At 59.6% G+C, this 18,377-nt stretch carries 15 protein-coding genes and 1 tRNA gene; 5 read left to right on the top strand and 11 right to left on the bottom strand.

Annotated features, from left to right (window positions below; all coding sequences use genetic code 11):
• Positions 1-130: 130 nt before the first annotated feature.
• Genes lgt through pgeF form a run of 3 tightly spaced genes read left to right on the top strand, consistent with a single transcriptional unit; the run spans position 131 to position 2,801 of the window.
• Positions 131-1,000 (top strand): prolipoprotein diacylglyceryl transferase, encoded by an 870-nt coding sequence (gene lgt / locus FHS31_RS11815; RefSeq protein ID WP_167073757.1) that lies wholly within the window; start codon positions 131-133, stop codon positions 998-1,000.
• Positions 997-2,043 (top strand): SAM-dependent methyltransferase, encoded by a 1,047-nt coding sequence (locus FHS31_RS11810; RefSeq protein ID WP_167073755.1) that lies wholly within the window; start codon positions 997-999, stop codon positions 2,041-2,043. The genes lgt and FHS31_RS11810 overlap by 4 nt, the downstream gene beginning before the upstream one ends.
• Positions 2,040-2,801, top strand: coding sequence for a peptidoglycan editing factor PgeF (gene pgeF / locus FHS31_RS11805; RefSeq protein WP_167073753.1), 762 nt, complete (start codon positions 2,040-2,042; stop codon positions 2,799-2,801). Before FHS31_RS11810 ends, pgeF begins: the two co-directional genes overlap by 4 nt.
• 60 nt (positions 2,802-2,861) lie before the next feature.
• Here pgeF and FHS31_RS11800 read toward each other — a convergent pair whose 3' ends face one another.
• The gene (locus tag FHS31_RS11800; protein ID WP_167073751.1) at positions 2,862-3,620 is read right to left on the bottom strand and encodes a DUF1134 domain-containing protein; all 759 of its coding nucleotides are present in this window, start codon (positions 3,618-3,620) and stop codon (positions 2,862-2,864) included.
• A gap of 118 nt (positions 3,621-3,738) precedes the next feature.
• On the opposite strand from FHS31_RS11800, the gene FHS31_RS11795 reads away from it, so the two are divergent.
• Positions 3,739-3,828, top strand: a tRNA-Ser gene (locus FHS31_RS11795).
• A 228-nt stretch (positions 3,829-4,056) separates the two neighbouring features.
• On the opposite strand, the gene FHS31_RS11790 is transcribed toward FHS31_RS11795, so the two are convergent.
• On the bottom strand, positions 4,057-5,883 hold the full coding sequence (locus FHS31_RS11790) for an EAL domain-containing protein (RefSeq protein WP_167073749.1): 1,827 nt from the start codon (positions 5,881-5,883) through the stop codon (positions 4,057-4,059).
• Between the two features lie 102 nt (positions 5,884-5,985).
• Here FHS31_RS11790 and FHS31_RS11785 point away from each other — a divergent pair.
• Positions 5,986-7,136, top strand: a protein-coding gene (locus FHS31_RS11785) for an IS3 family transposase (RefSeq protein ID WP_167073747.1) whose coding sequence is annotated in 2 segments (ribosomal slippage) — positions 5,986-6,238 and positions 6,238-7,136 — 1,152 coding nt in all. Because the reading frame shifts where the segments join, the coding sequence is not laid out codon by codon here.
• 178 nt (positions 7,137-7,314) lie between these two features.
• Here the strand turns inward: FHS31_RS11785 and dmpG are convergent.
• The 9 genes from dmpG to FHS31_RS11740 form a co-directional block, all read right to left on the bottom strand.
• On the bottom strand, positions 7,315-8,349 hold the full coding sequence (gene dmpG, locus FHS31_RS11780; protein WP_167073744.1) for a 4-hydroxy-2-oxovalerate aldolase: 1,035 nt from the start codon (positions 8,347-8,349) through the stop codon (positions 7,315-7,317).
• On the bottom strand, positions 8,346-9,299 hold the full coding sequence (locus FHS31_RS11775; protein ID WP_167073742.1) for an acetaldehyde dehydrogenase (acetylating): 954 nt from the start codon (positions 9,297-9,299) through the stop codon (positions 8,346-8,348). Before FHS31_RS11775 ends, dmpG begins: the two co-directional genes overlap by 4 nt.
• The gene (locus FHS31_RS11770) at positions 9,296-10,090 is read right to left on the bottom strand and encodes a 2-keto-4-pentenoate hydratase (protein WP_167073740.1); all 795 of its coding nucleotides are present in this window, start codon (positions 10,088-10,090) and stop codon (positions 9,296-9,298) included. Before FHS31_RS11770 ends, FHS31_RS11775 begins: the two co-directional genes overlap by 4 nt.
• Positions 10,091-10,211: 121 nt before the next feature.
• A complete protein-coding gene (locus tag FHS31_RS11765) occupies positions 10,212-10,964 on the bottom strand; it encodes an SDR family NAD(P)-dependent oxidoreductase (RefSeq protein WP_279587902.1) in 753 nt (250 codons plus the stop codon).
• 93 nt (positions 10,965-11,057) lie between these two features.
• Complete coding sequence (locus FHS31_RS11760; protein ID WP_167073736.1) at positions 11,058-12,320, bottom strand: cytochrome P450; 1,263 nt, start codon at positions 12,318-12,320, stop codon at positions 11,058-11,060.
• A gap of 30 nt (positions 12,321-12,350) precedes the next feature.
• The gene (locus tag FHS31_RS11755; protein WP_167073734.1) at positions 12,351-14,525 is read right to left on the bottom strand and encodes a TonB-dependent receptor; all 2,175 of its coding nucleotides are present in this window, start codon (positions 14,523-14,525) and stop codon (positions 12,351-12,353) included.
• Positions 14,526-14,944: 419 nt separating this feature from the next.
• Positions 14,945-16,330: an FAD-dependent oxidoreductase gene (locus FHS31_RS11750; protein WP_167073732.1), complete on the bottom strand. Its 1,386-nt coding sequence runs from the start codon at positions 16,328-16,330 to the stop codon at positions 14,945-14,947.
• 222 nt (positions 16,331-16,552) lie between these two features.
• Positions 16,553-17,032, bottom strand: a complete 480-nt coding sequence (locus tag FHS31_RS11745; protein ID WP_167073730.1) for a flavin reductase family protein — start codon at positions 17,030-17,032, stop codon at positions 16,553-16,555.
• Between the two features lie 45 nt (positions 17,033-17,077).
• Positions 17,078-18,307 carry an acyl-CoA dehydrogenase family protein gene (locus FHS31_RS11740; RefSeq protein ID WP_167073728.1) on the bottom strand — a complete coding sequence of 410 codons (1,230 nt, stop codon included), beginning with the start codon at positions 18,305-18,307 and terminating at the stop codon, positions 17,078-17,080.
• Positions 18,308-18,377 lie beyond the last annotated feature (70 nt).

Genomic DNA, 18,377 nt, shown 5'->3' with positions numbered 1-18,377 from the left:
ACCCCGTGCTCCGGCGAAGGCCGGAGCGCTGGCGGATAGAGCGCGACATAGCCGCCAACGCTCCGGCCTTCGCCGGAGCACAGGATTTCGCCGAATTGCCGCCCCTCCCCCGCTCCGCTAGTGGACGCGCATGAGCCTCCTCGCCCTCGCCAGCCTCGTCACCGCAGCGCCCGGCGCGGGCTATACCCATTTCGTCAATCTCGGCCTCTCGCCGGTGGCCTTCCATGTCGGCCCGCTTCAGGTGCGCTGGTATTCGCTCGGCTATATCGGCGGCATCCTGCTCGGCTGGTGGTGGCTGACCAGGATGCTCGATCAGCCCGGCGCGCCGATGGCCAAGCGCCATGCCGACGATTTCGTTTTCTATCTCACGCTCGGCATCATCCTCGGCGGACGCATCGGATATGTGCTGTTCTACGATCCCTGGATGCTCAAGGATCCGCTGCAGGCCTTCCGGCTGTGGGACGGCGGCATGAGCTTCCACGGCGGCGCAGTGGGATCGTTGCTGGCGGTGTTCTGGGTGGCGCGGCGCAACGGACTCTCGGTGTTGCGCTTCTGCGATTATTCGGTGTGCTGCGCGCCCTTCGGCCTGTTTTTCGTGCGGATCGCCAATTTCATCAATGGCGAGCTATGGGGGCGGATCACCGATGTGCACTGGGCGATCGTCTTCCCCGGCGCCGATGCGGGCCCCTACCCCCGCCACCCGAGCCAGCTTTACGAGGCCGCGCTGGAGGGCCTGCTGCTGTTCGCGGTGCTCAACTGGCTCTTCTGGCGGACCGACGCCCGGTACAAGCCCGGCCTGCTGCTCGGCACCTTCCTGCTCGGCTATGGTCTGATCCGTTTCGCGCTGGAATTCGTGCGCGAACCTGATGTTCAGCTCGGCATCCTGCCCTGGGGCCTGAGCATGGGGCAGACGCTCTCCGCGCCGATGGTCATCGCCGGCGTTTATTTCATTTTAACTGCATATAAGCGAAAGGTCCGGATCGAGCCTTTCACGGAGTGACCCCGTCGTCTGACATTGCCGCCGAGATCGCCAGCCTGATCCAGGCGGAGGGGCCGATGACGGTCGAGCGCTTCATGGCGCTCGCCAACGCCCGTTATTATGCCACGCGCGATCCGCTGGGGCAAAAGGGCGATTTCATCACCGCGCCCGAGATCAGCCAGATGTTCGGCGAGATCGTCGGGTTGGCGCTGGCCGATACCTGGCAGCGGGCGGGGCGCCCGGACTGCGTTTATGTCGAGCTGGGGCCGGGGCGCGGGACGCTGGCCGAGGATGCACTGAGGGCGATGGAGGTGGCGGGCCTCGCGCCGCCGGTGCATTTCATCGAAACGAGCCCACTGCTGCGCGACAAGCAGGCCAGGGCCGTACCGAACGCCTTATGGCACGAGACGATCGAGACGCTGCCCACCGATCTGCCGCTGCTGATCGTCGCCAACGAATTCTTCGATGCGCTGCCGCTGCGCCAGTTCATCCGCACCTTTTCGGGCTGGCGCGAGCGAATGGTGGGCTGGGGCGCCGAGGGTTTTGCGGCGACGGCCGGCGATGAGCCGATGGAAAAGCAGATCCCCGACCATCTCGTCGACGGCGATCCCGGCGGCATCGTCGAACGCAACCCGACGGCGGCGGCGATCATGAAGGCGCTCGGCGCGCGGCTGGCGGCCCAGGGCGGCGCGATGCTGGCGATCGATTATGGCCACCATGGGCATGAAGCGGGCGATACGCTGCAGGCGCTCCACGCCCATGCCTACGCCGATCCCTTCGCGCGGCCGGGCAGCAGCGATCTTTCCGCGCACGTCGATTTCACCGCGCTGGCGAAGGCAGCGCGCAAGGGCGGCGCGCATCTCTCAGGGCCGATCGAGCAGGGGCAATGGCTGGTGCGCCTCGGCATCTCGGATCGCGCGGCGGCACTGACCCGCGGTGCGCCGCATCGCGCGGAGGAGATACGCGCCGCCTATCGGAGGTTGACCGACGCGGAGGAGATGGGCGAATTGTTCAAGGTGCTCGGCATTCACGCCTCCAGCTGGCCCCGCCTGGCGGGGTTTTGAGCGTCCGCCCCTTCCGATCGGGGCTGCTCGACGGCGTGCCGCACGGCTTTCTTGGGCGGAAGGGCGGCGTCTCGACCGGGCTGTATGCCGGCCTCAACGTCGGCCTCGGCTCTGATGACGATCGCGCGGCGATTCTCGAAAACCGGCGGCTGGCGGTAGAGGCCGTGCTGCCCGGCGCCACCCTCGCCTCGCTCCACCAGGTCCATTCCGCCGACGCCGTGATCGCGGACATCTGGCCCGACGATCAGCGCCCCCACGCCGATGCCATCGTCACCGATCGTCCAGGCACACTGATCGGCATCCTCACCGCCGATTGCGTACCCGTCTTGCTGGCGGACAAGGCGGCGGGCGTCGTCGGCGCGGCGCACGCCGGCTGGAAGGGCGCGATCGGCGGCGTCACGGATGCGGCCGTCGCGCGGATGGAGGAATTGGGTGCCAACCGCGAGGCAATAGTCGCCGCAATCGGCCCCTGCATAGCGCGCACCTCCTACGAAGTGGACGAAGCTTTCTTCCGCCGCTTCGCCAAAGCCGATCCGGAAAACGACCGCTTCTTCACCGACGGCCGCCCCGGCCACTACCAGTTCGATATCGAGGGCTATGTCGCCGCCCGCCTCGCCGCCGCGGGCGTGGCGCAGGTGGAACTGCTCGGCCTCGACACCTACGCCAACGAACCCGATTTCTTCAGCTTCCGCCGCGCCACGCATCGCGGCGAGCCGGGGTATGGGCGGCAGTTCTCGCTGATCGGGATAACCGCGTAGGCTGCTAACGGACGCATGGCATGCTGTGCCACGTTGTCACCAGAGCCGGCTACGCCAATCCTAAAACGGCGACCACTTCCGCTTCTCGGTGAACCGCATGTAGCCGAGGTTCGCGCCCAGCCGCCAGCCGACGCCCAGCCGGATCGGCACCAGCACGACATCATGCCAGCGTAGATAGGAAGCCGTGAAGCCGCCGATCACATAAGCGCTGCCCTCCACCGCCGGGAAGCGCTTGTAGAGTTCCTGCGTATCGTAGAGATGGTAGACGAGGATGAAGGTCTTGGAGCCGTTGGCGCCGAGATCGAAGCCCACCGAGGGCCCCTGCCAGAACACCGGCCGCTGCCCCTCCACCTTGTGAAACAAAGTCCCCGATCCATAGCGCACGCCCGCGACGATCGCCCCACCCGCCTCGCGCCCGACGATATAACCATCGGGGCGGCCGTTCTTCTTGAATGTATTCTCGATGACCTTGGCGAGCCCCTCCGCCCCGCGCCCGAACACGCCTTCGGCAGCGGCGAGCACGTCATCCTGCTGATAGGTGCCGGTGTTGGAAGACGCCTGACTGGCGAGCGCGGCGGCGTCCTGTTGAGGTGCGGTGACGGTTGTGGTGGTTGTCGTGGTCGTCGACGATGCGATCGGAGCCTGGCCATTGCCGGCCGGCGGCGGCCCGCTTTCGGCGGGATGCGGCGCGGGCCGCGCGGGCGCCTGACTCGCGCGGGATGCCGCCGTGTTCGGATCGATCGTCTCGACCTGCGCGCTCGCCGCCCCCGCCAGCAGCAGCGCCGCCGCCCAACCCGAAATCTGCTTCACGCCCGCCATATCATCCTCCCGTTCACGCCTCTCTAGCGCAATTCGCCCTTTCCTGCCGATGAATAGCGCCCGGAACGATTGATCCGCCCTGACGGCCTCGCTATAGCCTGCCCCAACGGCCTTTCCCGGAGACGTGGGTGAGTGGCTGAAACCAACGCTTTGCTAAAGCGTCGTACGGGCAACCGTACCGAGAGTTCGAATCTCTCCGTCTCCGCCAAGTATTTCCAAAATAAAAGAGAAGTAAAACCCTTCGGGGTTATTTGGCGCGGAGCCGCACCTTTCATTATTTACTTGGTACTGCAGAGAATATCCTGGACCTATATTTGCCATTTATTCTTGGCATATTCTCCGGAGATACTTCAGCCAGTACGGAATCGGAATTTGCATCAAAACAGTATCCAGATTTCGAATCTCCGACTGCCCAGCAAGAGCGCTGGCCTGGGTTTCACGTGATTGCTCGCTTATTGATTGTCGAGCCATATCCGGCACGGATCACTGACTCGCGGTCGGCCGCTGCGCCGAACAAATAGCCTTGCCCGTGGCTGCACCCTTTCTGCAGCAAGACTTGGCGCTGGGTCTCGGTTTCCACGCCTTCAGCAACGACATCCAATGAGAGACTTTTGGCTAGGCCAATGATTGCTGAGATTTCCGCATCCTTCGTCATGCGTTGGACGAAGGAACGATCGATCTTGACGACGTTCACGGGGAAGTCGCGGAGATGTGCGAGCGATGAGTACCCCGTTCCAAAGTCGTCAAGCGCGATGCTGACCCCTGCGCGGTTGAGTAGGCTCAGCGCCCGGACGACATAGTCGGCCCCACGCTCGCAAAATACATGCTCGGTAACCTCAACTTCTAGGCACGAAGGTGGGACACTGACAACAGCAGCCTGACCCAACAGGCGTTCCGCATAGTCGTCGCGCAGGAACTCGACGGGGGCCGCGTTGACCGCAACACGCCCGAACGTTACGCCTCGATCAAGCCAGCCGCGGACGTCGTCGATGACATGACGTCGGACAAGGTCTCCGATTTTGGAAGCTAGCTCATAGTCCTTGAAGGCTTCCGACACTGTGTCCGGCCCCTGAAGGCCTCGCGTAGGATGTATCCATCGCAAAAGAGCCTCATACCCAATGATCTGCCCCGTCCGCAGATCGATCTTAGGTTGATAATGAGGAACCACGCTGTCCTGGTGGAGAGCCACGCGAGCGAGGCTCAACTGAGACGCCGTACGCTGAGCCTGTTGCCGCAATTCGTTGCGGAACACGCTCAAACCGCCGCGTCCCGACGTCTTGAGCGCGTACAGAGCAGTATCGGCGTTATTGAAGACTTCGAGCGCGGTTGCCCCATCGCGCGGGAACAGGGCTCCGCCGATGCTCACACCAGCGCTTATAAGCCGTTTACCTATGGCGACCGGTTGATTGAGGCGGCCAGCGATAGCATCCCCTGTTGTTCGCAACACGCTCTCGTCACATGACTGTTCAACGATGATCGCGAATTCGTCCCCTCCCAACCGCGCGGTAAAGTCGGTTGGTCGAGTGCCGATCTGCAGACGATGGGCGACCGCCTGTAGCAGTTGATCGCCCGCGGCGTGGCCGAGTGTATCGTTGACGTGCTTGAAATGATCAAGGTCGAGCAGAAGCAGTCCGAAAGGCACGCCCGTCCGCTTTGATCGAATAGTGGCGGACTCTAAATGCGCCTGAAACGCACTGCGGTTGGCCAGGGTTGTGAGCGCATCATGCTCACTTGTCCATTTCAACCGATTGGCGGCAGCCTTGCTTTCGGTGATATCGCGACAGATTGACAGAATACGCGATACGCGGCCCTGCCGATCCTTGATCGGTGTGACCAAGACGTCCCACCACTTCGCTTCGCCGCCGTTTCCCGGCCGCTTTGCGCTAAAGCGCGCGGCTTGGCCGGAACGCGCTGCATCAAGGGCCGAGGCAATCTTTGATCTAACCCGCTTTGGCCAGAAATCAGTCCATTGTCTGCCACGCCCGACGTCCGGATTGCCAATCCCCATGATGTTGCAGCCGGGCTGATTGATGAGTTCCAGCCGCCCGTCGAGAGATATAACCACGATGCAATCGGCGCTTGCCTCCAATACGCTGCGGTAGAGCATCTCGCTCTCGCGAACGCGATCTTCTTCTGCCTTCCGAGCTGTAATGTCGCGCGATACGCCAATCACGCCGCGGATGTCTCCGCCGACAACCCAAGGTACTTTTACGGTCTGGAAAAGCCGTGGTTCGCCACGGATGGGAATGATCTCGTCGGTCACCACAGATTTTCCAGTGGCGAATATCTGGTGATCGGTCCTGACGTGCTCCCCTGAAATGTGACCGATTTTAAGTAGAGTCCGACGCGAAGGAGTCGGACGAAGATGAAGCGGAGCAGGTTCAGCGAAGAGCAGATCATCGCGATCTTGAAGGAGCAGGAGGCCGGGATGGCGACGGCGGATGTGTGCCGCCGCCACGGGATCAGCTCGGCGACGTTCTACAAGTGGAAGTCGAGGTATGGCGGCCTGGAGGTGTCCGAGGCCCGGCGCCTGCGCACGCTCGAGGAAGAGAACAGCCGGCTGAAGAAGCTGCTGGCCGAGGCGATGCTCGATAACGTGGTGCTGAAGGATCTGGCATCAAAAAAATGGTGACGCCCGGCGCTAAGCGGGATGCCGTCGCCCATGCCCGTGAGCATCACGGCTTGAGCGAGCGTCGGGCGTGTAACCTGGTCGGCGTGAGCCGGCGAGTGATCCGGTATCGATCGTCGCGGCCAGACGATGGTCCGCTGCGGCAACGACTGCGCGAGCTGGCAGCTGAACGTCGGCGGTTCGGCTACCGACGCCTTGGCTATCTGTTGGCGCGGGAGGGCATGACGCCCAACCACAAGAAGCTGCTGCGGGTCTATCGCGAGGAGAACTTGCGGGTCCGTCGTCGCGGTGGCCGCAAGCGCGCCCTGGGCACACGGACGCCGATGGTGTTGCCCGATGGCCCGAACCAGCGCTGGTCGCTCGACTTCGTCTCCGACACCCTGACGTGCAGCCGGCGGTTCCGCATCCTGTGCGTGGTGGACGACTATACGCGAGAATGCCTAGCGCTGGTGGCGGACACGTCGCTATCGGGCATGCGGGTCGCGCGGGAACTGACGCGGCTGATCGGGATACGCGGCAAGCCGCATATGGTGGTCAGCGATAACGGCACCGAACTGACCTCGTCGGCCATCCTGCGCTGGTCGCAGGAGCGGCGGGTCGAGTGGCATTACATCGCACCGGGCAAGCCAATGCAGAATGGCTTTGTCGAGAGCTTCAACGGGCGCCTGCGGGATGAATGCCTCAACGAGACGCTGTTCACGTCGCTGCCGCACGCCCGCTTCGTGCTCGATGCCTGGCGACACGACTACAACCACGTCAGACCACACTCGAAACTGGGCGGGAGAACCCCCGCCGAGATCGCCGGCCAACCTGTCTGGGGGCATGCCCCCAGACAGGTTGGCATCACCTCAACCAATCATCATGAAGGAGCCGGACTCTACCTCTGACTGGTAACAATCAGGGGAGCACGTCACTTCATGTCCGCATCTGAATCGCCGCAACCATCATCCTCTGGATCAAGCAATAAGTCCTGAGCGTAGCTTGATCGCGTTCGAAAGCAGCGCTCTGCTTAAGGACAATGACCGAAGCAGGTGATTTCAGTCAAAGCTCGCTGAACTTCGGCTATTATCGCCGCCTGTGGGTCGCTTGCAGATCGAGTGCGACGTCGATGATCATATCCTCTTGCCCGCCAACCATCTTTCGGCGTCCGACCTCGGCAAGGATCGATCTTGTGTCGATACCGTAATCTTTGGCCGCCTTTTCGGCATGCCGTAAAAAACTCGAATACACCCCGGCGTAGCCGAGGGTTAGTGTCTCGCGATCAACGCGCACCGGACGATCTTGCAGCGGGCGGACCAGGTCTTCAGCGGCGTCCATCAAGGCATAAAGATCGCAGCCATGGTTCCACCCGTAGCGGTCCGCCGCAGCGATAAAGACTTCAAGAGGTGCATTCCCGGCGCCAGCCCCCATGCCGGCCAAGCTCGCATCAACCCGAACCGCACCATTTTGCACCGCGACGATCGAGTTGGCGACGCCGAGGGACAGATTATGATGGGCATGCACGCCGCGTTGCGTTTCGGGCTTCAGCACCCGATCATAGGCACGAAGTCGCGCCGCATAGTCCTCCATGCTCATCGCGCCGCCGCTGTCGGTGACATAGACGCAATGGGCCCCATAGCTCTCCATCAGCTTCGCCTGCTGGGCGAGCCCCTCCGGCGTGTTCATGTGGCTCATCATCAGGAAGCCCGACACATCCATGCCCAAACCGCGCGCCGCTTCGATATGCTGCTTCGAGACGTCCGCTTCGGTGCAGTGGGTCGCAATTCTTACCGATCGCACCCCTAACTCATACGCATGCTTGAGATCATGCACTGTTCCAATGCCGGGCAGCAGAAGCGTGGTGAGTACCGAATGTTCGAGAACCTCGGCCACTGCCGCGATCCAATCCACATCGCGGTGGGCACCAAAGCCGTAGTTGAAAGACGATCCCTGCAAGCCATCGCCATGAGCGACCTCTATTGCATCGACCTTCGCCCGATCGAGTGCGCGCGCGATTTGCTGGACATGGTCCAGGCCGTACTGGTGCCGGATCGCGTGCATACCATCGCGGAGCGTTACGTCTTGAATGTAGAGCTTGGTGCTCGTCGGATCGAAGGTCATGCCGCTTCCTTTTTGAGCATCCGGACCGCCATCTTCTCTGCGGTCCGAAGGGCCGCAGAAGTCATTATGTCGAGGTTGCCGGCATAAGCAGGCAAATAATGGGCGGCACCCTCCACCTCCAGGAGGACCGTCACTTTCAGCCCCGTGAATCGGGTTTCGCCCAAGTCGGCCATTTCGGGAATGTGCAACGGATTGTTGTCGCCAATCGCCTCGAACTGCACCGCCTGCTTCAGACGATAGCCCGGAACGTAGGTCTGCACCTCGGCCACCATGTCTTCGATACTACGTCGGATAGCCTCGCGGTCCGCGTCGTTGGCCAAGCAATATACGGTATCACGCATGATCAGCGGCGGCTCGGCCGGATTGAGGACGATGATCGCTTTGCCGCGAGAAGCGCCGCCCACTTCAACGATCGCACGGCTGGTTGTCTCGGTGAACTCGTCGATATTCGCGCGCGTCCCGGGACCGGCGCTTTTTGAGGCGATCGAAGCAACGATCTCGCCATAATGCACCTTCGTCACGCGGGCGACGGCTGCCACGATGGGGATTGTCGCCTGGCCGCCGCATGTCACCATATTGACGTTTGCTGCATCTAGGTTCGCATCGCCGTTAACCGGCGGCACAGTGTATGGACCAATCGCGGCAGGGGTAAGATCGATCACGCGCTTTCCATGCTGCCGCAGCAGCGCATCGTGGCGCTTGTGGGCTCCGGCAGAGGTGGCGTCGAAGACAATTGAGATGTCGGCGAATTCCCGTAACTTGATCAGCCCTTCCACACCTTCGGCCGTGGTCGCCACTCCCATCCTCGCGGCGCGCTTGAGTCCGTCACTATCGGGATCGATCCCGACGAACGCGCCCATCTCTAGAATATTGGAGAGCCGCATGATCTTGATCATCAAGTCTGTGCCGATGTTGCCAGATCCGATAATGGCGACGCGCGTTTTACTCATGCCTCTGATACCTCCGCGTAAGCAAAGCCAACTTCACCGATCCCGTCGATCGAGGCGCGAACATTGTCCCCGGCCTTCAGCGCGACCATCGGCCCCAGCGCACCGGCAAGCAGCACATCACCAGCCTTCAGCGGTTCGCCGCGTCCGGCCAGTGTCCGCGCGAGCCAGGCCGCTGCATTGAGCGGGTTTCCGAGCGCCGCCGCGCCGACGCCCGTCGAAACCGTTTCGTTGTTGAACCGCATCGTCATCGCGGCGCCTTCGAGATCAATTCCGTCAAGCGGCCTCCCCGTTTCGGCGAGAACAAAAAAAGCCGATGATCCGTTGTCCGCGACTGTGTCGGCGAAGGTTATCTTCCAATCGGCGATCCGGCTGTCGACGATTTCGATAGCGGCATGCACGGTCTTGACGGCGGCGGCGGCTTGTTCCGGCGAAGTATCGGGATCGGGCAGGTCGGCACCGAGCACGAAGGCGATCTCAGCCTCCGCCTTGGGTTGAAGCACGCGGTGGGGATCAAGCCGGCCACCGTCGGCAATCTCCATGTCGGCAAACAGCACGCCGAAATCGGGCTGATCGACACCGAGTTGGGCCTGGACCGCCTTTGCCGTCAGCCCCGCCTTGCGGCCGACCATCCGACGACCTTGCGCTTCCCAATAGCGATTGTTGATCATCTGCACCGCATAGGCGCCGTCGGCATCAAGAGGATCGAGCCCGTCGCGCAACGGGGACACCGGCCCACGCGAGTAAGCGTCGCGCAGGCGACGCGCGAGCTGCTCGTGCGTCGTCCGGGTCATCGATGATCGTCCAATGCTCGGTTTGAGGATAACCATGTCGCGACTTCGCCAATGGAACGCCGCAGCCATCCGAGACGGTATCGCGCAGCCATGTCAGAATGACCGGCGGATACTCCGGAGCTCAAGCTGGTCCACCATTAACAACAATCACTTGGCTCGATACAAAACCCGCACCTTCGGATATCAAAAAGAGCGCAGTTTCTACGACATCTTCCGGAACCGCCGCCCGCGATATTGCACGGCGGCGCGCCGCCAATTCGCGGATATTGTCGACCATGGCCGAGTTGGCCAAATTGTTATCGGTTTCAATATAACCGGGCGCAATAACATTTACCGTTATGCCGTCGCCGCCCAATTCCTGCGCCAGCGACATCGAAAGGGCCTGGACCGCACCTTTGCTCGCAACATATTGAAGAAGATTGGGTGCGCCACGCACTGCGGTGTTGGAACCGAAGTTTAGGATACGGCCGTAACCCTGACCGCGCATGATGGGTGACACTGCTCGGCACGGCAGCACGGTCCCCATGATGTTGACGTTAAGAACGCGGTTCCACTCTGAAAGGTCAATTTCCTCAAAAGGCCGCGGGACAAGAGTGCTTGCTATCGCGGCATTATTTACCAAGATGTCGATCTTGCCGAACCGCTGCATGGCGGTTTCGATCATAGAATCGACGTCTTCAGGACGGGAAACGTCGGTGCGCGTAGCTATTGCAACGCCGCCACTGGCTTCGATCGTTTCTACGACGGAACCTGCATCGTCGCGATCGGCCAATACCAGAGAGGCGCCTTCAGCCGCGAACCGCACGGCCATCGCTTTCCCGAGGCCCGCCGCAGATCCGGTAACGATCGCGACTCTGCCGCGCAATCTACTCATATTATGTCCTCTTCAACCGATACGATCGTGGTCGATGGCTCGGTGATTGCTTAAAAGCCGGGATTAGCCGTAATCGTCGCACGCTCTACGATACTAGAGTGCATCGGCACGCTCTAACTGGCGCCGGAAGCTGATTGGCAAGGCTGATAAGCCTCGCGTCACCATATTAGGTGGGTAGTTTAAGGCCGCTCGATCAGTTATCCGGAAATCGGTCAACCGAGTGAGCAGTTCTTCAAACCCGATAACCAGTTCCTTGCGGGCCAACATATTGCCGATGCACATATGGATGCCGCGTCCGAACGCGAGATGGGTTCTTGCGTTCGGCCGCTCGACGTCGAACTTGTTGGGATCCGGGAAATGGCCTGGATCGCGATTGGCTGCAGCAAAACGCAGATTGAGCAGTGCGCCTTTGGGTATGGCGACTTCCCCCAGCTGAGTATCGTTCGCAGCGATGCGCCAAAGCCCTGCCGCCGGCGACGTTAGCCTGAGGATTTCCTCCACCATGTCGCCGAAAAGTTTTGGATTGCGGAGTACCTTCTCAACCTGCTGCGGATGCTCGATGAAAAGCTTCATCCCTTCCGCAAGCGTACTCGTCGTCGTTTCATTTCCCGCAATAAGCAGAGCCTGGATCACCGAAAGAATTTCAGCGTCCGACAATGGCTCGTCATCTTCTGTTCGGGCGTGCACCAAGCTGGCGATGATATCTTCGATCGTGCGATCCGCCCGGCGCTCTGCGATCTTTCCGATGAAGTGACGCTGAAAGGCCACTATGAGGTGAGCGCTCGCAAGCTGGACATCCCGCGACGCCTTACCACCAAACAAATGGACAAAAGCATCCGACCATTCCTTAACGGTCTGAACAGGCACTTCACCGCTGCCCAAAAGCCGGGATATGACGAGGATCGGCAGGGGAATAGCGAAGTTCGTTACGAAATCGCAGGCCCCTCTCCGCTCGATTGCGTCAACCAGCTCACGGGCGGTGTTACGGATTTCCGCTTCCATCGCCGCGACACGCGGCATCGTGAAGGCCCGGCTGACGAGGCGGCGAAACCGGCCATGAAGCGGTGGATCATTTGAAATGAGGGAGTCGGTGAGAGGCCAGCCCTCGCTCAAAACCGCCATGATCTCCGGGTCGGTCGCGCCTAATCCCTTCAGAAGCTCGCCGAACTGGCTTGAGAAGTTGATATGGTCGTCAGCCACCTGAACGACAAGATCGTAAGAAAGCACCGCATATAACTGCCGCGACGGCACATAAACGACCGGCGAGTGCGGAATGGTCTCGCTATAAAAGGGATTAGGCTCCGACAATATTTCGTCTGAGAAGAGATCAGGATTTATTTGGACCGGCGCGTTCATCTTGGGTCTCCGCAAGGGCTTTTCATCATCCTAAAACTTGAAATCAAAAGCCACGCCGTAGGTCCGCGGGGGAGCGGCGGCAGCAACATCGCCGAGCGAGCCGGCGGTCACGTAAGAAAAGTAGTGCTGATTGGTCAGATTCTTGCCGAACGCGCGCACCGTATAATTGTGCAGCCGTCCAAAGTGCAGAGAGGCTTGCGCACTTAGCAGGCCGTAAGGGGTCTGCTTCAACCTGTTATCCGGATCCCAGTAAAAGCCGCTGTTGTGATAATAAGTGGCGCTGAGCTCCAACTCGTTGGCACCTACGGGAACGGCATAATCAGCTGTGGCGGAAATGGTGAACTTTGGAGTCCGGATCATACGATTGCCGGCGAGATCGCCCGGCACCGACGCATTTCCGCCGGCCGCCGAAGGAACGGAAATCGGACCATTGGGAAAGCTGACATATTTGGCGTCGGTATACGCCAGTCCGCTGCCCAGATGCAGCTCTCCCGTGCCGAGCCGGGGGGCGACTTGGATCTCCGCTTCCGCACCGTTAACGCGGCCCTTCGCGGCATTGAAAAGAATTGCGGTTGGGCCGTCCAGCCTAGTCAACTGAATGCCTGAGTAATTGTAATGAAATCCCGCCACATTGATGCGAACAAGACGATCGAAGAGCTCGGACTTGACGCCCGCTTCGTAAGCATCGATCACTTCGGGGTTGACGGGTGCCTGATTAATGTTGGCGCTGTTGAACGATCCGCTCTTAAAGCCTCGATTGTAGCTTGCGTAAGCCAATATGCTTGAAGTGATTTGCTGATCCAAAGCAAATCTCCAAGTCAGCTTTGGGTACGTCCGTGACCCATAGGCATTTATCAATATCGTACCCACAGGTACGGAATTTCCCGCGGTTGCCGTCTGAAGGCCACTGAAATTGCGCTTGTCCACGGTATACCGTAAGCCCGCCGTGAATTTTGTCGAATTGGTCAGCGCATAGGTGCCTTGCGCGAAGCCTGCATAAGACTGTGTTTCCTGATCGGCCTGTCTTTCGTAGTTCTGAGCAGGTATTACCGAACTACCGATGAACGATGGATCGTATTTGGCGCTGATGTCCAGGTAAAAGACGCCCGCCGTGTAATCCAATCGTCCTGTTTTTCCGACGAGTACAATTTCCTGCTGCAGGCTGCGGTATTTTTCCGTCAAGGTGACATCGACAATCCTTGCCGGGGTATTGTCCTGATCAAAGAAGGTATAAAGGTTTTGAGACCTAAAAGCGGTCAAAGATGACAGCCGCGCGTCGCCAAGATCACGTTCATACCGCAAATTTGCGCCATAGCTGTCGTGATTGACGTCCGGGTTGCTTCCTGCCTGCGTGTCATAAATCGTGCCTTTAAAGGTTACCCCCCCGAGGAGCTTCGATCCGTTGACCACGTTTCGTGAGACACCCAAATCGGAACGGTCTTTGACATAATCAAAACCGAGCGTGAAGGTATCCAGGCTGCTTGGGGTCCATAGCAACTTCGAACGAACGCCCCACGTATTCTGCCGATTGACATCCGCTCCTGAATTCAGGTTTATCCCATAGCCATCGTTCTGCTTAGTATATTTAAGCGAAATATCGGCCTTTATCTTGTCGTTACCTCCTGTGGCGTAGAGCGAACCATCGACCGTCTTGTAGTTGCCGTATGAGATCGATCCCTCGATTGAAGGGTCTGCCTTAGGTGTCCGTGTAACGACGCTGATAAGACCGCCGGTGGCGTTGCGGCCGAACAACGTGCCTTGCGGCCCCTTAATCACCTCTACGCGCTCGATATTGTTGAACTGAAAAATCAATCCGGTGGGCGAGGGATAATATACGCCGTCGACGTATACGGCGACAGGGCTCTCTAGGCCTGGCTGAGCGGTCGGAGACCCGACGCCGCGGATGTAGGGAGCCGATCCCCTGATCTGTTGCGTGAAGGTAAGGCCGGGTGTGACCGTGACCAAAGCATCGGTTGACGCCACTCCAGCGACAGAGAGCGTCTTGGCGCTCAGCGTTGTGATAGAGATCGGGACTTTTTGGACGTTCTCGGAACGCCGCTGTGCAGTTACGATAATATCCTCAAGAGCGGAGGTATCATTTACGCCGGGCTTTGATGTGGCGGAGACGGCTGCACCTGCTTGGGCCGATGGCGGATCGGACGGTGGACTAGCTTGCGCAAGCGCAGACGTAGCCATCGTCGCCATCGATGCCGTGCAGCACAACAGTATACCCTTTTGCGAGATCATAAACCCCTCCCTCTAACAGCTAGAACACTTTCGGTTCTTATGTTCGCTGATGATGGGCTTCCGGTCTCTTCACAATCGAATTTACCCGAATGGCGCGTTCGGCACTTCCAAACAGTGCTTCACATCGTCGGCGCCAAAGCGCGTTCATTTCTGCATTATATTGCCGACTTATCTCTCCCGTTGCGGAGTGTCGCGTGGGAACTTGACGTCGAGCTTGCGCAATGTGGCCGAGAGATTGGTTCGTACCCTCTGTCCTGGGGCCATCACAAGCGCCGTCTCACCAGACCCCGCATCGAAACGGTATGTCTTACCGGGCGATTGGTCAGGAAGCAGAGACTCAATCCGGAGCGCAAATCCAGACGCCGCATGGCAAGCAATCAAACGATTTGGCCGGCGATGCGGCCCATGGTGATACCCTGCGAGATCGAATTTCCCGAGCCGATATAGCGCTCGCCCATCACGCTGCCGGTCACTTCTCCAGCTGCAAAAAGGCCGGGGATTGCCCTGCCATCGTTTTGCAGCACACGGCAGCTCTCGTCTATTTTAAGGCCTGTCAAAGTGATGCACAGGGTCTCGTTGCGGAAGATGGCGCCAAAGAAAGGCAGCTGTGTTATCGCTCGCAAATACTCGCCGGGTTTTCCAAAAGACCTGTCTTGCTTTTTCTCACACCAGATGTTCTGTTGTTCAATGGTAAATCTGAGAGCTTCCTTGTTTATTCCGAGATTTTCGGCCAACTCTTCAATTGTGGAAGCTGACTTCAACCGTTCTCCATTGACCTCCGATCGCAAAACATCGTTGGTCCAGGCTGTCGAAGAGTGGCCCGCCGCTATTGCTGCGGCGTATCTCAAATCGCGCGGGGGATTTGCAAACGTATCGGCGTCGAAGATGCCGTAGGCCTCTTGATCGGGCTGTGATCCGATGAGGCTGTCCAAAACACAATAGGCGACCGATTCGTCACAAAACCGGCGCCCGTCCTTGTTGACCAAAATCAGCCATGCCGGCGGTTGCTCGAGGATTTGCTGGAAGCCGGGCGTGGGTTGAAAAAGCGCCCGATCAAAGCCCGCGATTGCCGCGCCGGCTTGCTGAGCCATCAGCAAACCGTCACCGACGCATTGCTTGGCGCCGATATACCATAATCGGTCTCGCTTACGGCGCGTGGATGGAATCAGAGTATCTACCAAATCTGGGTTCCCACCAAAGCCGCCGGTGGTGATCACAACGGAATGAGCAGAGACGGTTTCGCCACCCACGCGCACGCCTGTAACCTGGCCGTCCTCAACGCATAATCCGTCGACCCGAGACCGGACGGCAATATCGACTTCTCTACCTGATAAGGCCGCATGCAGCGCATCTACGATAGCAACGCCTCGCCCCTCGGCGAAGTGGGATCGCGCGACCCCCGATACGTCCACGCACGCCAATCGCGGGAATTCGACGCCCAATTGGCTAAGCCAATCAAGAGCACTTCCGCAAGACTTGCAATAACGGTGTACAACCGCCGATTCCATTCTGCATTGATTGAGCGCCATGGCGTATCGGAACATGGCGTCGCCATTATCGTCGATGCCTGCCGCCGCCTGAACATGCGATCCGGCAGCATAGAAAACGCCATGTGATAATGCGGTCGATCCTCCGATCCGGTCCGCCGCTTCCAACAAGAGAACAGACCTGCCGCGGCTACTGGCTTCATTGGCCACAGCGAGGCCGGCGCCGCCACCGCCAACGACTATGACGTCATAGTCCTTGTCTGATATGTCCCTCATGATTTACCCCGATTAATCGTAGGCTCCAGTCTAGCCTCCGGCAGGCGTTGATATTTGCTAGTTTGATGCGAAAAGGACAAAATCGAGGCCGTAAGGTCTCAGATATTGTCAGAACCAGTCTTCGTTCCTGAACAAGATCGAGCGAGCTACGCCATCTCAAACTAAAGGCAGCAACAGCCCACTGCCGCTGCCTCCGCCATCGTCCCTCCGGTCCAAAGGCTGCTATGAAGGTGGGGCGAACGTGCCATAATCTCCCTGAAGGAAAAGAAGCGGCCCGTGCGGTCGTTCCACCTCCATTGCGCGAACCAGGCCCGTCACGAAGATATGGTCTCCGGCCGGGTGCGTCCCGTGCAGATCACAATCGATCCATGCCACAACCCCTTCCAGGATTGGCGATCCTGCCGGCGAACTGCCTGTACTGAGATCGTCCAGCTCGCCCGCTGCCGCCAATGCGCGGGAGATCAGGACTTGATCATGGGCGAGGACATTCACACAGAACTTCCCGACGCTTGAAATCCGTGCCCACCGATGTGACCGCGCGCTTGGCAGAAAGCCGACAAGCGGCGGATCAAGGGAAACCGACGTGAAAGAGCCTACGGTCATGCCGATCTGGCAGCCATCCGCCTCGCGCGCCGTGACCACGCAGACACCCGTTGGATAATGCCCCAAGACATGGCGGAAGGTGGCCGGATCAGAGATCATATCGAAACAATGAGACAGTCAAATTGTTGGACCGTTCGGCATGCCTCACTTCGGCAGAGGTGTCGGCTTTTTGATATTGAAGGTCGCGGTATCCAGCCCCATAAGCGCACGACCATAGTCCAGCATCGCCTTATCTTCGGTAAGGGCAAAATGCTGTGCGGCCGAATTGATATCACGCCAAATCCGCTGAATGGACGACGAATTGTATATCGTAGATCCACCGGCGATCTCGTAAATCGAGTTGACGGCATTTCGAGCGGTTTGCACCGCCCAACACCAATTTCTCACCCATTCCTTGCGATCTGCCAAAGAAAACCGTTCGGGGGCGCCCAGATAGTCTATGCGACGCACGTCCGACAGCACGAGTGCAATACCAGCTTCGATAGCTGTGGCCGCCTTGGTCAGACGCAGCAAATTCGCCTCAGTGTCACTGGCGCCCGCCTGGATAGCCTTCCGATAATCGGCGGTGAAAAGGCTGACGGCGGCGCGAGCCATTCCCAAGGGAGCACCAACGATCGAATAGGGAGTGATCTCATAGAAATTCATTCGCAGGAATGGCGCGCCGTGATGCTTGGCGCCCGGCGACGTACCCGCGAGCATATCTGCGACGCGCACGGTACGGTATTCCGGGATGAAGGCGTCATCCACGCGAACCGACCGGCTGCCCGTCGCGCGCATGCCGACGGTGAACCAATCGTCGACGATTTCGACATCTTCTCTCGGAATTAGAAAGAATCTCGGCTCCGGCGGCTCGCCTTCCCGCTGGACGGCGTTACCGGCGATGATCCATTTGGAGTGGTCAATGCCGCTGCAGAACTTCCCGGTGCCGCCAGTAAGCCGATAGCCACCGTCGACCGGCACGATGTCGCCGCCTAAACGAAACACCGTAGCGGTTAACGCCTGAGGGTCGCTCGCGACCTCTTCCTGCGCTTCGGCGGGAAAGAGATTCAACATCCAGCTATGGCCCGCCAGCACACCGTACACCCAGCCGGTGGAGCCGCACGCGGTTGCGATCTCGATCGTCGTCCGCACCAGCGCTTCCAGCCCGAGGTCGCTGCCGCCATAACGGCGCGCGCCCATAACCCCGAACAGGCCGGCGCTCATAAGCTCGGAAATGGAATCGGGCGAGACAAGGCGTTGAGTCTCATTCTCAACAGTTCGTTTCGCGATGCCGGCGTGCAGATAAGCTGCACGCGCAACCGCCTCATCGGGCGAATTTGGAAGATCTGCCAGCGTGTTGTCCTGTAGCAGATGCGCGGACGATGCTATACTCATTCAGATCTCTCCAGCAGCCTGCCCTGTGCGCAATTTGCTTTATGCCATCGGCAGGAATTTTGATGATGGT

Source organism: Sphingomonas vulcanisoli, assembly GCF_011761305.1.
Classification (GTDB): Bacteria; Pseudomonadota; Alphaproteobacteria; order Sphingomonadales; family Sphingomonadaceae; genus Sphingomonas_I; species Sphingomonas_I vulcanisoli.
This window is presented reverse-complemented; position numbering and strand designations above follow the sequence as displayed.